Here is a 15,200-nt window from a genome sequence, read left to right as displayed (position 1 = left end):
TTGTTTGATATTTATGCACAACACAATTGTAAAAGTTCAGCTGTTGGTTTCAAACCAACTAACAACTTGGTCATGCATATAACTATTTATTTTGTAATGCTCTGGGCTCCAGCCGGCTAAAAAGCGATAAAAATCAGCCCAAGCAGCAGGCCACAACGCTTTCCATTCCTTTGTTACCCCTTGAGCAGGTATATTAGGCTGATACTGAGTTAGCGCATGTTCTAACTCATAAAAATAATAGGTAAGTTCGCTTGTTGCATGAGCATGTAATTCTTCACAGCTATAGCAGCTCGTCATAAAATACATAACATCGACTATACCAACGCCAGCGCCTGTGTACTGAAAGTCGTAACCACGTATCTCATTATTTGAATTAACGGCAAAATTGGCCACTTTAGCATCGCCATGTAGTAACGTTTTATACTTAGGGTGTTCTAGCTGATAAGCTATTTTTTTAGCTGCCGCTTTTATATCAAACTGATTATTAGGGTTTGATACAAGCGCGTTAAATTCATCTGGCCGGGTATTTAAATGCCAATAACACCCTTGCTCCCACAAATCATCATGTTGCTTATTTAAATTAAACGCATGAAAGTGAGCAAGCCACTTTAATATTGGCTTTATATGCAACGTGCTGGCTTGCGTAAACCCAAACTGAGTAAAATTTTTAAATACCAGCGCATACTCATCGCCACAATTAATAGCACTCACACATTCAATACTGTTTGCTGTTTTAGGTAAATGCTGGCTGTAATGCTTATAAAAGTTATATTCAACATTATAAGACTGCCGCTTTCTTTTTAATGCAAATTCGCTTTGCTTAATTTTTGGATGGTTTATGTGACTGGGTATTCTAATCGCCTTTATAACACAAGGCACATTATCAAGCCTGCACTCAATAATACTGCCACACCCGCTCCAAAGCGAGGTAAGTGTTGCACCTATTTCAATATGTTTAAAGTGAGGCTGTAATAAGGAAAGGTAAAATGCCATAGCTGTATTAAGTAATTAATTTTTTTGTAGTTTAGCATTAGACGGTATTATTAGTGAAAGTACTTAATTAAACCCAATGCTTTAACAAGCCCACAGCTTTTATTTTTAAATAGCACCCATTTTTAATTTTTTAGTTGTACTTCTCGCTGTCGCATATACATGGCATCTATAATTGAATAAAGTGCTTTAACATCAATGGTGCTTCCTTGAGATTTAATGCCCCCATCTTTTCCTATTAAAGTAACGGTATTGTTTTTTAGTTGATATTGCTGCCTAACATTTAACATGAACGACTCGGATAACCGACCAGAATAGTTAGTTAAAGCCTCACTTTCTTTCAAAATAAACCAAACTATGTGTCGCTCATTAATCCCTTCTGAACTGTTTTTCATAAGGCTTAATACGTGCTCAGTATCTGTAGGTTTATTTAATATAATCAGGCGATTTTCCCATCGTAAACTGGATAAGTCATTCAATGGAATACTTTCACTAGCATTCGAAAACACGCTGAATACGAGTAAAGGAAGGTATTTGAGATATTTCATAACATAGCCTAAAAATAGAGTTTATAAATAAAATACGTTCTATTTGGCTTTGCGGTTTTGCTTATTTTATTTTTTAGCGTTTATTGCTGTAGAGTATTTGTATGGGTATCGTTGTTGTTTTTGTTTTAACCCGCTTAAAGTGCAAAATTTATAATAAGTGTCTTGTTAATCTTTCCCATAGTCACTTGTTAGCTGCCGTAATTTAACCGCCATTTTTGGATATGTAAAACTAAATAGCAGACCAACCAAATTAAAATAATATCCCAAAAGTAAATTAAGAATACTAATGGGGCAAATATAAAACTTATAAATGACTCATATATAAATAATCGATTTCCAAAATCAACCCCCAAAATTAGACATTCCGAAGGGCCAGCAGGAGATAAGTCACACCCTGAAATATCTATTAACTCCATTACTATTAAATTACTAATAACGGGAGTGCCAAATATGATAACCATAAAAACGCCGAAGGAAATAAGGCAGAATTTGGAAACTTGTAAATTTAGACTCATAGTTCGAGATTTCATTGGCAGCTAACGCCCGCTTAAGCGGACAAAAATTGTTGGTTATAATGTGAAGCGAAGCGGAACCTAACCAACTGTTTTTGTTCCTTTTAAAGCGCTTGTTAAATTGCGTAAAGCTACTACCTCAATAAGCTTGGGTAGATGTTTTGCAAACCTGAGTACGAAGTTTAAATGATCTTTGTATAAGCCTACTTTCTCCTTATAAAAACCACCTGCAATAATTGGCTTGCCCGAAGGTAACATCAATGAACCCATTGTCATTATTGATGCGTGGCTATAACCATTATAAAAATTTTTTGCTTGTTCGAGCCATTCATAGCCTTCAATTAAACCTAAAGTCTCAGCGTTTAATAAAACATTACCTATGGCTTTATGAGCTTTTGTATTTTTATTTCCTTGTAAATAAGACTTATAAAAATTTACAGGTTTTGCTTTTTTACTCTCACTAATTAATACATTATTCTCTGCACTAAGTAGTATTGCTAAACAAAGAGATTCATATGAAATTCTCATCGTATTACCTGAAGCATTAATATGACCTTCAATCAAAAGCCTTGTTGCCGTAACAAGAGACTCTATGGTCATAAAAGTGAATTCCTGAACCCATTTGTACTTCTGTTTTTCAGGCTCACTAAAGTAGTGCTCAAAGCATGACTCGCTTTGTTCGAGTAAATTTGTTATCTCAGTTATTTCTGAATCGAATGTTGAGCAGAACTCTGCTACTGAACGATCAGTTACTAAAATGTCGCGGATGGTCAAAACTCCATTAGCAATTTAACATGTTTATAGCGAGCTAATCGCGCGTATTTCTACCACAGCGTAGCTCGTTTTCTTATTGGTTTATTATTAACAAACTTGCCAACTAATTGCCAGTGTTATTAAAATTCACCCGCGCGCGTTTTCTTCTTAGTATAAAACGAGCGAATGGGTCGTTTTCTTGACTATGCGAGCGACGAAGCCATGGCTGTGCATATATACAGCGCTAATTTGACGAATTGAAAATAAAAACTTGCTCTGCGTATTTAAATTACATTGCGGACTATATTCTCACTCGACAGTATTCATTAAGAACTATTAATGCTTATTTGAGTTGGGTCCAAACTTTATTCACTTTCACAACAAACTCCATCCAAGCTCAATGGGAAATTCAGAAGTCGAAGCGTTTTTAGACCATATTCTATTAAAACGTAACATGTCAGCTAAAACACAAGCTGCTAATGGAGTTGTTAGCCCTTTTTCAAAATTATGAGCGTCTCTTATTAATCCTCTAGCGTTACATATTCGCTTTAAAACCAATATCGCTATCTATTGCTACTTTAAAAAACACATAAAAAAGCCCCGTTTGGTTTTAATCAAAAGGGGCTCCACACTAATTAGTGACTCAAGAATAAAAGCGCCGATTTTGCTGGCGCTTTGCATCATTGAATTAGCTTTGTAGCTTACTGGTTAACCACACTTTTAAGTGGGTTAACTGGTTGTGCGTTGTCATCTAATATGTTCATATCAAAATCGAACTCATCAACACGAATCGCTTTTTCACGTTTCTTGTTGTAATCAATTAACTGAGCAAACTCAGCATCTGTAATTACGTTTGCAGCAAGTGCGTTTTCAAGCGTAATGCTAAAACGAGCACCTGGCTTGATGGTTCTTGCACGTAATGCTTTTTTAACTTTTGCAAGTTCAGCTAGTGATGCAATTTTAGCTTTATAAGCTTGCTCGTTAATATGATGACCGTCGCCTTCAATAGGCTTAACTAAATGCGTTATTTGCGCTTTAAATGCTGTATCAAGCTGTGCTTGTTCAGCTAATTCGCGGATTAAATCATCGCTGATTTTTGGCATTTTAGTTGAGTAGTTCATTGTAACGAAACGAATAAACTTACGAGTACCACTTGCAGGGAAGTTATCTAAGAACTTGTGCAATGCTTCTTCTGCGCTTTGTAGTGCAAAACGAGTTGCATAATGGAAGTAAGGTGCTGCTTGCTCGCGCTCGCTGCTCGCTACTTTTTGCTCGTAGTATTTAATTGATGCCATAGCTGCGTACAAGAAGCTCATTACATCGCCTAAACGTGCTGATAGCATTTCTGCTTGCTTTAATTTACCGCCAAGTACTAACAACGAGAAGTCAGCGTATACTGCAAGTTTTGCAGATAGTTTGTGTACTGCTTTTTCGTAGTCACGTACTTCTGGTAATGCTGAGCTTGCGCCAGCTGTAAATGGTAATACACCTAAACGGAATGCACGTAAGCTGTTTGCTGTACTGTAACCAATTGTTTTACGTAAAATACCGTTAAATTCTGCATCAGCGCCTTTGTCGTCGCTGTGGATTGATTCAACCATAGATTGTAAGTATGGGTGACAACGCATAACACCTTGACCAAATATCATCAGGTTACGAGTAAGGATGTTTGCGCCTTCTACAGTAATTGCAATAGGTTGTGCAACGTAGCCACTTGCTAGTGTATTTTGTGGACCGTTTTGAATCGCTTTACCAGCTTGAATATCCATCGCCGAGTCTAATACGTCGCGACCAAGTTCAGTCATGTGGTATTTAGCAATTGCCGTTACTACCGATGGTTTTAAGCCCATGCCTAAACCTTCAGTTGTCAGTACACGCATTGCTTCTTGAAGGTATGTTTTACCCGCAATGTCAGCAAGCTTTTCTTGAATACCTTCAAACTGACCGATTGATAGGCCAAACTGCTCTCGTACTGCTGCGTATTCAGATGCAGATTTAAGTGCAACTTGCGCTGTACTTACACCTAGCGCGGGTAGTGAAATACCACGGCCAGCACCTAAACAGCTAACCAGCATTTGCCAACCACGGCCGATGTTTTTCTGACCACCAATAACAAAATCCATTGGTACAAATACTTTGTTACCACGTGTAGTACCGTTGTAAAAACGGATACCCATTGGATCGTGGCGATTACCAAGTTCTACACCTGGGTGCTCTTTTGGAATTAAGGCACATGTGATACCTAGGTTTTCTTTACCACCTAGTAAACCGTCTGGGTCAACTACTTTAAATGCTAAACCAAGAACAGTTGCGATTGGTGCAAGTGTGATATAACGTTTGTCCCATGTAATTTCTAGGCCAAGAACTTCTTCGCCGTTGTGCATGCCTTTGGTTACTTTACCAACGTCTGGAATGCCGCCTGCATCAGAACCCGCTTCAGGGCTTGTTAGGGCAAAACATGGGATGTCTGTGCCGTTTGCTAAGCGTGGTAAGTAATGCGCTTGTTGCTCTTGCGTACCGAAGTGAAGAAGTAGCTCACCCGGACCTAATGAGTTAGGTACCATTACTGTTACTGCTACTGCAGAACTTTTAGTCGCAATTGTGCCAACAATTGTTGAGTTTGCGTAAGGGCTAAACTCTAAACCACCAAATGACTTAGGAATGATAAGCGAGAAGAAACGTTCTTTTTTCAAAAACTCTAAAATGTCATTCGGTAAGTGAATGCCATTTTGAATTACTGAATCGTCAATCATGCCTAGTAGCTCTTGTACAGGGCCGTCAAGGAATGCTTGTTCGTCAGCTGTTAATGTAGCTGCTGGTACATCGCGTAATGCACTGAAATCAGGCTTACCTTGATAGATAGAACCTTCAAGCCAAACATCACCCGCGTCTAGCGCTTCTTGCTCAGTGATAGAAATACTTGGTAAAACTTTTTTTAACTTTGTACGTAAACTCATGATTGAACTCATCCGACCAGATAAATAATACCTACATTACGTCATAAAAATCGCTTTAGATCAATTACTCTATTCAATTAATTAACAGTTTTTTCAATTTATTTTCTTTACTCGAACGTAAACTGTTGAAACACAAAGGCTTACACCTGTACGCTGAAAATGATAAATTTTTTAAGATTGATTGATAAAACGCCGTGCAAAGGCACCAAAAAGCAAATAATCTGCAAAGCGGGTAATGAATTAGGGTGTTTTTTTAAATACAGACTGTTTTAATTTTTAAATTTAAGCCTGATTTATTGTACTGAACAGGGTAAGTTGACACGTTAAATACGTGATTTATGGCCACTCAAGTTGTTTAAAATGCTTTTGCTTATTAGTGTAAATGTATAAAAAATAATAAGTGAATGACACCTAAAAAAGGCATAAAAAAACGCAGCTTAAACAGGCTGCGTTTTGTATTAATCAGAGTTTTTTAACAACCTATTTTTACGACATGCTTGCCTGTAAAACCACCCGCGAGCTGCGTGTTTAAGGCATTAGATACCGCGTTTGCGTTAAACTCAACAGGCGTTAAGGTCGGTGCTTTAATATCACCATTAGTGGCGCCTTCGAGTAATAAATTACCCATAAAGCTCAAGCGTTGCTGCGCACATAAACTATTAGCGAGCCATGCACCACCAAGCGACACAACACTGATATTTGGCGCGCGCCGGTACATTAGATCTTGTTCAAAACAAGGTAATGGATTTAAACACGCTATTTTTCCGCAAAAACGCATGAGTTCGATATTACGCGCTGTCGACTCACCACCCACGGTATCGATTACTGCATCGAACCCTTGCGGCCCTAGCTCTCTACGAATTTTTTCACACAACTTTTTATCGTTGTAGTCAAACACAACATCCGCGCCAAGCTGTTTAACGAGTTTATGGTTTTTCTTAGAGGCTGTTGCAAATACATCAGCGCCACGCTGTTTAGCGTACTGAATAGCAAACTGCCCCACTGCACCTGCCCCACCTTCAATAAAAACAGTTTGACCTTCAGTGATACTAATTTTATCTAAGCTAATTAGTGCTGCCATTCCGGCGCAAGGCAGCACAGCAGCAACCGCTGGGTTTAACTCTTGCGGTACAATAGACACTGCAAAATTAGGCACTTTTGTGTATTCACTCAGTACCCCTTGCCCACCTACGTTGGCGTGCCACATGACTCGCTCGCCAACATTAGGAAGAATCCCTTTACTTGCTTTTACTACAACACCTACCGCATCAAGCCCCAAAATATGAGGGTACTGCCACTGACAAAAACCTGATTTTGCAAAATGCCCATCAACGGGATTTAAACCAACATATTCTACTTTTATCAGTAGCTCGTTATCTGAGCACTCAGGAACAGGTAACTCAATGTCAGCTAAATTTATTTGATCATTCGGTTTTTCCAATACAATGGCACGCATTGTGTGCGGTATAGTATTTTGCGTTAAAATATCAGTATCAGACATCGTTAAACTCTACTTATTTGTGTTACTTAGTGCATAGCTCCATTGCCCATTAAATGATTGGTACGCATTGACCTTAGCAAGTAACGATAAAATGGTTGTTTCAACTGCATTTTCTTGTGCTATTAAAACATCCTGCCGCGCATCTAACAACTCTAGATAAGGGATTTGGCCTTCTTCATACATGGCTTCTGCTTGTAAAAAGGCTTTATTAGCAAAGTCATAACGTTCATCTGCAAAACGTTTTTGCTGTGCCTGATTAACTAACCCCTGCAACGAAAGCTCACTTTCACTAAGTGCTTTAAGCACCACGTTTTGATAATCGCTGTAAGCGGCTTCACTTAAAAACTGTTGTGCGTCTCGTTGTGCTAAAAGAGCAGGATAGCTTAAGATTGACCATTGCAACTTAGGCGCAATTTGCCATTGCTGCTGTGTATCGCTAAAGCCATTACTACCTAGACTTAACACACCTGCAAAGCCACTTAGGCTTACATCAGGTAGTAAAGCTTTACTGGCTGCCACACTTAAACTATTGGCTTGGCTAAAGTCATAAATTGCACGGCTAATATCTGGCCTCAGTGCAATAGCGGCATTTGGCTTACTAAGTGTTACGTCAAATTTATTGCGTAACACACTCAGTTCATTTGTTAATTCAATATTTTGAGTTAAACGCCCTGTAAGAACAGCAAGCGTTGATAAATCACTGTACTTTGCAAACTCAATGGCAGGAATTAACGCTTGTTGCTGGCGTAATTGCGCTAGGGTGCGGTTTAAATCAAGCTCACTTGCAACGCCTTCATCAACCCGCGCTTGTAACACATCAATACTTTGCTCAAGCGCTTGTATTTGTAAGCTAATAATGCGCTGTTTTTCAGCATTGCCTTGATAGCTAACAAACCCTTTAACAACCGCTGAAACAACTTCAATTTGGAGTAAACGAACTTGCTCTGCTTGGCTCATAGCCGATGCATTTGCGGCATCAACTAAAGCAGTAACTCGGCCAAATAAATCCAGCTGCCAGTCAAGTGCAAAATTAGCACTTGATTGGCGTGAGTTTGTATCTCCTAAGCCGCTTCTTTGAGCGCCTACCTCAACACCACCTTGCGGTAAATATTGTGCTTTTTGCTCACCCAGCCTAGCTAATGCACTTTTTAGTACAAGCTGACTTGTTTTTAGGTCGTAGTTTTTAGCGAGTGCATCTGATACTAATTGGTTTAGCTGCTCAGACTTAAGCGCGTGCCACCAGTTAGTTTCATCTGCACCACTTAGTTGGTCAGCAACTGCAGCACTGGCAACAAATTCGTTAATTGTTTTTTGCTCGTCAAGCACGTCAACCTTACTTGCACAGCCAGATATGAGCGTGACCATTAATACAGAAGCTACGGTTAACTGTGTTTTAAACCGCTTTGCTATTTGATTAGTCATTTGATAACTCCTGTGTATTACCTTTTTTCTTTACAACAAGCATGTAAAACACCGGGGTAAACAATAAACCAAACACGGTTACACCAACCATCCCAGAGAACACGGCATTACCCATTGCATGGCGCATTTCAGCCCCTGCACCCGTTGCTAGTACAAGTGGTATAACACCCGCTGTAAACGCGATTGATGTCATAAGTATTGGGCGTAAACGCATACGACATGCCGCTAATATTGCATCAAAATGCGATAAGCCTGTATCGTTTTTATCTTTTGCAAATTCAACCATTAATATCGCATTTTTAGAGGCCAAGGCAACCAGCACAATAAGCGCTATTTGCGTAAATATATTGTTGTCTGAACCTACAAACCAAACACCAAGTAATGCTGAAAATATCGTCATTGGAACAATTAAAATAATTGCCAATGGTAAGCGTAAGCTTTCATATTGTGCAGCCAATACCATAAACACCAGTAACACAACTAATGGGAACACATACACCATAGTGTTGCCTGCTAATACTTGTTGGTACGTTACTTCAGTCCATTCGTACTCGATACCACTGGGTAAGTTGTCGGCCAAAATAGCCTCAATTGCCAGTTGAGCTTGGTCAGAACTAAAACCAGGTGCAGGACTGCCGTTAAGCTCTGCGCTTGGGTAACCGTTGTAGTGCATTACACGGTCTGGGCCAATTGTTGGCGTAACCGTTAGGATTGAGCCTAATGGCACCATGTTACCTTCACGGTTTCTTACTTTAAGGTTAAGAATTTGATCAGGATCTAAGCGATAATCAGCATCAGCTTGCGCATTTACTTGGTACGTTCGGCCAAACATATTAAAGTCGTTTACATACACAGAACCCAAGTATATTTGTAAAGCATTGAACACTTCGTCAAGCGGAATGCCTTGAATTAACGCTTGTTCACGGTCAATATCAATATCCATTTGTGGAACTTGAATTCTAAAGCTTGAGTAAAGACCCATTAATGCTGGATCTTGTTGCGCTTTGCCAATCACTGTTTGTAGGCTGTTAAATAACGCTTCAAAACCTTTGTTTGCTCTGTCTTCAATTTGAAGTTTAAAGCCACCTGTAGTACCTAAGCCTTGAATTGGCGGCGGTGGAAATACTGCGACAAACGCTTCGTCAATTGCTGCAAACCGTTGATTTAACTGCGCGGCTATAGCCATAGCCGATTTACTCGGATCGGTTCTATCTTCAAATGCATCTAATGGGGTAAACACAATCCCGCTGTTAGGGCTGTTGGTAAAGCCATTTACTGATAAACCTGGAAACGCAACCGTATTAGCAACACCTGGTACTTCAAGTGCAATTTGCTGCATTTGCCTGAGAACATCTTCAGTACGGTCAAGGCTTGCTGCATCAGGTAGTTGTGCAATGGCAACTAAGTACTGTTTGTCTTGTTGTGGAATAAACCCACCAGGTACTGCATCAAACAGCTTAATGGTTCCACCTACTAGGGCAACATAACCGATCATTACAATAAAGCTCATACGAATTAGTTTTTTAACTAATTTTTCGTAGCCTTTTGCGCCTCGGTCAAATACACGGTTAAAAGGTTTAAATAGCCAGCGGCCAAATAGTTTATTTAACAAACGTGTGAATGCATCTGGCTTAGTATCGTGAGACTTTAACAACAGTGCCGCTAATGCTGGCGACAACGTTAACGAGTTAATTGCTGAAATCACCGTTGAAATAGTAATTGTTAAGGCAAATTGCTTATAAAATTGCCCTGACAGTCCGGTAATAAATGCCGTAGGAATAAACACAGCACACAATACGAGTGCAATGGCAATAATTGGCCCTGTTACTTCGCTCATAGCAACACGTGTTGCCTCAAGCGGCGATAACCCTTGTTCAATGTTACGCTCAACATTTTCAACTACAACTATGGCGTCATCCACCACAATACCGATGGCAAGTACTAAACCAAACAGCGACAAGGTGTTAATAGATACGCCTAACCACTGCATTACCGCAAATGTACCAATGAGTGAAATAGGCACCGCAATAAGTGGAATAATAGATGCACGCCATGTTTGTAAAAACACAATGACAACAATCACTACTAGTACAATAGCTTCAAGCAACGTGGCAATAACAGCATCAATAGAGCCACGAACAAATACAGTAGGGTCATAAACTATGTCGTATTCTACACCTTCAGGGAAGTCTTTTGATAAACGCGCCATGGTTTCGCGTACTTGGTCCGAAAGCTCAATGGCATTAGACCCTGGGCGTTGAAATATAGGCATTGCAAGTGCAGGTTGCGAGTCAAGCTCAGCACGCAAAGAATAGCTGTCTTGACCAAGCTCTACGCGGGCAATATCTGTTAGGCGTGTTATTTGGCCTTCATCACCCACTTTAATAATTACTTGCTCAAACTCTTCAATACTGTTTAAACGCCCTTTTACATTTAACAGTACTTGAAATTGACTGTCGTTAGAAACCGGCTGTGCACCCAAGCTACCTGCTGCTACTTGTTGGTTTTGTGAACGAAGTGCTGTTATTACATCTGTTGCGGTTAGCTCGCGTGCTGCTAGCGCATCTGGGTTTAACCATACACGCATGGCATATTTACCTGCGCCAAATAAACGCAAGTCACCCACACCCGGTAAACGTGCTATTTCGTCTTTAATATAGAGGTCGGCATAGTTAGACAAATACGCGGTATCGTGGGATTTTTCTGGTGAGTACAAGTGCACCACCATGGTTAAATCTGGTGATGATTTTTCAGCCACCACACCTAAACGTTGCACTTCTTCAGGTAAACGTGGCAAGGCACTGTTTACACGGTTTTGTACTTGTACTTGGGCGCGGTCTAAATCAGTACCCAGTGCAAATGTAACCGTCAGCGTCATACGACCATCACTGGTTGCTTGAGAAAACATATACAGCATGTTTTCTGTACCATTAATTTCTTGCTCTAACGGCGTTGCTACCGTTTGCGCTATTACCGTTGGGTTAGCTCCTGGGTAGCTTGCTGTTACAACCACGGTAGGAGGCACGACTTCTGGGTATTCACTTACTGGCAATTGGAATAACGAAATACCACCGGCAATTAATATAACCAAAGACAGCATGGCCGCAAAAATGGGTCGCTGTATAAAAAAGTGTGAAAATTTCATCTAAAAAACCTTATTGCTTTGCGACTAAGCTTGAATCGTCATTGTTCATGGTGAACGCAACATCACTGCTATCAATGGTTACTTTGTTCGGTGCCACAGGCATACCTGGTCCAACACGAGCAGGGCCATTTACGGCTATTACATCGCCCTCTGAAAGACCTGAGGTGATAGCACGAAGAGAGCCATAACGCTCACCCACTGTAACTAATTTGTACTGCAGCACATTGTTTTCACCCACAGTCAAAACAAAGCGGTTTTTTAAATCAGTTCCTATTGCTCTGTCTGGCACAATTATTTGCTCTGTCACTGAATTAGCAGCAAGCTTAATACGCGCAAACGACCCTGCACGTAATTGGCTGTTATCCTGATCAAATACAGCACGCACACGCAGCGTACCTGTTGATGAGTTAATTTGATTATCAATAAAGTTAATGTACCCTTTGTAAGCAAAATCGCGCTCCCCTACTTTTTGCATTACAACGGCTTGGCGACTTTTTGAGGTCACGTTACTAAAATCGCTATTCCAGGTGCGTTCGTCCACATCAAAATAGGCGTACATTTTTTCGTTAGAAACAATGCTGGTTAGCACGCTTTGCCCTGCAATAATGTTGTTACCTTTCGTGATATTGGCACGCGAGATCACACCGTCGATAGGTGACACAATGGCTGTAAATTCTAAATCAAGTTCAGCTGATGTTAGCTGTGCTTGTAATGCAGCAAGTTGTGCTTCGCGTTGGCGTAATACAGAGGTACGTGACTCTGCTTGCTCAGTTGAAATTGCTTTACGTTCAGTTAAGCGCTCAGCGCGTTTAGCTTCGCTTTTTGCTTGCTCAAGCGCAGCTTGTGCACTATTAACTTGGGCCTTTAAACTGGCAACAACCGCCGCAAACGGACGGTCATCGAGCTTAAATAATACATCGCCTTTTTTAACAAGGTCGCCTTCATTAAACGTGATTTGTTCTATAACACCAGATACGCGTGGCATAAGTGCAACTTCTTGCGGAGACTCTAAGCGAGTTGTGTAGGTGTGCCAGCTTTGTACTGGTTTAACAAGTACGTTAGCAACATCTATAGGTTGAAGAAATTGTGCTTGAGCCGAAGGCGGTGTACTTTCATCAGCACAACCAGCAAGTGTTAAAAATGCGCCTGCAAATGCAGCAGCGATAAGGTGTTTTTTCATGAAGACGCTCCTTTAATTGATTAAGAACGCATACTACGGGTTATACCTGCGGACAAAAACCATAGATTTTTAAATTAATTAATGCCAAAATGGCATCAATAGTATTGTTTTGGTGGTTTTATGGATACGACAAGTCGGCTTTTAATGTTGCTTGAAGTGGTTGAGCAAGGCTCTTTTGCTAAAGCTGCCGAATTACGTAATATCGATCGCTCTGTGATCTCTAAACAAATTAGTCGTTTAGAAGATGAGCTAGGGGTTAGATTGCTAAACCGTACTACTCGCTCATTTTCACTCACTGCCGCTGGTGCAGAAATGATAAAAAAAGCCGGTGAGCTCAGAGAGCTGCTTGGCGAAACCGTGCGCATGGCCGAAAACTACCACTTGGAGCCTCGTGGCGTCCTCAAAATTACTTCATCAACACTCATTGGTAGGCGCTACTTACAACCAGTACTTAATGACTTTCAAAAGCGCTTTCCTCAGGTTGAAGTTGAATTAAGGCTTGATGACAGATTAGTAGATATTGTATCTGAAGGGTTCGATTTAGCGTTTCGTATTGGTGAGCCAAAAGATTCATCACTCATTGCAAGAAAAATTGCACGTAATCGCTTATTAATTGTTGCCGCCCCCGAATTTATCAGCACGTATGGTATGCCATCCTCCATGGAAGAACTAGCAGATTTGCCTGCGGCAAGTTATGCGAGCAACTCTATGAGAGTTGAAACAGTGGATTATTACAATAGCTCGGGTGAGCCATGTGAGCAAAAAATAAAAAGTGTATATCGCGCCAACGACGCTGAAGCACTGCTAATGAAGGCCATATCTGGCACCGCTTATTTTGTAGCACCGGCATTTATAATCGGTGACGAAATTACTGAGGGTAAATTAATTCCTATATTAACGGATGTGAAGTTAATGGATTACAGTGCTATGTATGCTGTTTATCCGCACAGAGATTTACCTGTACGTACACGGTTATTTTTTGATGCAGTGCGCGAATATTTAGGAAAAGATAAACCAATTTGGGAACGCGGCATCCCAAACTTTGAAAAAATGTATTAAGCAGGTACTTCTATTTGCTTTAATTGCTCTTTTGAACTTGCATATACTTTATTTCGACCTAAGCGTTTTGCTTTGTAAAGCTGTTTATCAGCCGCAATGAAAATAGATTCAAGCGAGGGGTTAGCTTGATAGTCAGCTACACCAATACTGATAGTAAGTTTAATTGCATGCCCCTCAATATTAAACGGTGTTTTTTCAACAGCTTCTCTTAACTTTTCAGCTGCAAATAAGGCTTCGTCTTTGCTATTAAAAGAATGAATAACGGCAAACTCCTCACCGCCAACCCTAAACACGTACCCCTTTGCTAAGGTTATTCTTAAAAGCGTTGCAATTTCAGTAAGTACTTTATCGCCTACATCATGGCCAAATTTGTCATTTATTTGTTTGAAGTAATCTAAGTCGAGTAAAAATAAATAGGTATTTGTTTTATCAACCAGCTCTACTTCAAAATAGTGGTTCATTGATAACCGGTTACCTGCGCCAGTTAATGGATCAAGTAGTGCTAGGTTTTTTAAACGTTTGGATGAAAGCGCGCGGCTTCCCTCAAAAATATGCGAAACAGTCCAAATACTGACATAAGCCAATAGTAAGTTAATCGCCATATTTAAATTTACTATAGGATCAGGCGAAGATTTACTTAATAAAGTCAGTGATTGAATAAAGAGGACAGTACCTGAGAAGAAAATTCCGTATCGCTTTCCCATTAATAAGTAACACAATACAGGCAAAGCGAATGACCATACAAATAAGCCATATTTAGGTTCTGATATATAATTGGCGTACAAAACTATAATACAAACCAATACACACATTACAACAGACTGCCAAAACCGCAATGCATGCTTACTTAAATGATGAATGGTATACAGGCAATAAATTGAAAAACAGAACTCTAAAAAGCCGAGCAAATAGACACCACTGAATACGTTTAATGCGCTAAAAAATAATGACACAGAACCAAAAAACAAACACATCCATACAAGAACGTGCTTTCTTAATGCTTTAGTACTATTTAGAGCGGTGATATCCATTCAATTAACTCAATAACGTCGAACTAAGGAATTATTCTACCCTGTAATAAATATATAACAAGTGTAACCGAGCGTTATTACACCACATTGTGGCATTTTTAA

11 protein-coding genes are annotated in these 15,200 nt (G+C 40.0%); 2 read left to right on the top strand and 9 right to left on the bottom strand.

Annotated elements, in window-relative coordinates; all coding sequences use genetic code 11:
• Positions 1–36: 36 nt before the first annotated feature.
• From PS1M3_RS18815 to PS1M3_RS18805, 3 genes are all read right to left on the bottom strand, one after another.
• Positions 37–993, bottom strand: a complete 957-nt coding sequence (locus PS1M3_RS18815) for a kinase (RefSeq protein WP_203987447.1) — start codon at positions 991–993, stop codon at positions 37–39.
• Positions 994–1,115: 122 nt separating this feature from the next.
• Entirely contained in the window at positions 1,116–1,538 is a 423-nt protein-coding gene (locus PS1M3_RS18810) for a DUF4174 domain-containing protein (RefSeq protein ID WP_138739656.1), read from the bottom strand.
• 593 nt (positions 1,539–2,131) lie between these two features.
• A complete protein-coding gene (locus PS1M3_RS18805; protein WP_203987445.1) occupies positions 2,132–2,824 on the bottom strand; it encodes a hypothetical protein in 693 nt (230 codons plus the stop codon).
• Positions 2,825–3,203: 379 nt separating this feature from the next.
• Here PS1M3_RS18805 and PS1M3_RS20100 point away from each other — a divergent pair, with 379 nt between their 5' ends.
• Positions 3,204–3,314, top strand: coding sequence for a hypothetical protein (locus tag PS1M3_RS20100; protein ID WP_235591591.1), 111 nt, complete (start codon positions 3,204–3,206; stop codon positions 3,312–3,314).
• Positions 3,315–3,504: 190 nt separating this feature from the next.
• Here the strand turns inward: PS1M3_RS20100 and PS1M3_RS18795 are convergent, their stop codons facing one another.
• From PS1M3_RS18795 to PS1M3_RS18775, 5 genes are all read right to left on the bottom strand, one after another.
• Positions 3,505–5,760, bottom strand: a complete 2,256-nt coding sequence (locus PS1M3_RS18795) for an acyl-CoA dehydrogenase (protein ID WP_058429757.1) — start codon at positions 5,758–5,760, stop codon at positions 3,505–3,507.
• Between the two features lie 472 nt (positions 5,761–6,232).
• Positions 6,233–7,261, bottom strand: a complete 1,029-nt coding sequence (locus tag PS1M3_RS18790; protein ID WP_203987444.1) for a zinc-binding dehydrogenase — start codon at positions 7,259–7,261, stop codon at positions 6,233–6,235.
• Between the two features lie 9 nt (positions 7,262–7,270).
• Positions 7,271–8,683 carry a TolC family protein gene (locus PS1M3_RS18785; protein ID WP_203987441.1) on the bottom strand — a complete coding sequence of 471 codons (1,413 nt, stop codon included), beginning with the start codon at positions 8,681–8,683 and terminating at the stop codon, positions 7,271–7,273.
• Complete coding sequence (locus tag PS1M3_RS18780; RefSeq protein ID WP_203987438.1) at positions 8,676–11,828, bottom strand: efflux RND transporter permease subunit; 3,153 nt, start codon at positions 11,826–11,828, stop codon at positions 8,676–8,678. Before PS1M3_RS18780 ends, PS1M3_RS18785 begins: the two co-directional genes overlap by 8 nt.
• Positions 11,829–11,838: 10 nt before the next feature.
• Positions 11,839–13,008: an efflux RND transporter periplasmic adaptor subunit gene (locus PS1M3_RS18775; protein WP_006791714.1), complete on the bottom strand. Its 1,170-nt coding sequence runs from the start codon at positions 13,006–13,008 to the stop codon at positions 11,839–11,841.
• Between the two features lie 120 nt (positions 13,009–13,128).
• On the opposite strand from PS1M3_RS18775, the gene PS1M3_RS18770 reads away from it, so the two are divergent.
• Positions 13,129–14,067, top strand: a complete 939-nt coding sequence (locus tag PS1M3_RS18770) for a LysR family transcriptional regulator (RefSeq protein WP_033025041.1) — start codon at positions 13,129–13,131, stop codon at positions 14,065–14,067.
• On the opposite strand, the gene PS1M3_RS18765 is transcribed toward PS1M3_RS18770, so the two are convergent.
• The gene (locus PS1M3_RS18765; RefSeq protein ID WP_008127486.1) at positions 14,064–15,098 is read right to left on the bottom strand and encodes a GGDEF domain-containing protein; all 1,035 of its coding nucleotides are present in this window, start codon (positions 15,096–15,098) and stop codon (positions 14,064–14,066) included. The two genes, PS1M3_RS18770 and PS1M3_RS18765, sit on opposite strands and share 4 nt — an antisense overlap.
• Positions 15,099–15,200 lie beyond the last annotated feature (102 nt).

The sequence above is a fragment of the Pseudoalteromonas sp. PS1M3 genome, assembly GCF_016865405.1.
GTDB lineage: Bacteria > Pseudomonadota > Gammaproteobacteria > Enterobacterales > Alteromonadaceae > Pseudoalteromonas > Pseudoalteromonas marina.
Note: the sequence above shows the minus strand (reverse complement) of the source record. Positions and strands in the feature narration are given on the sequence as shown.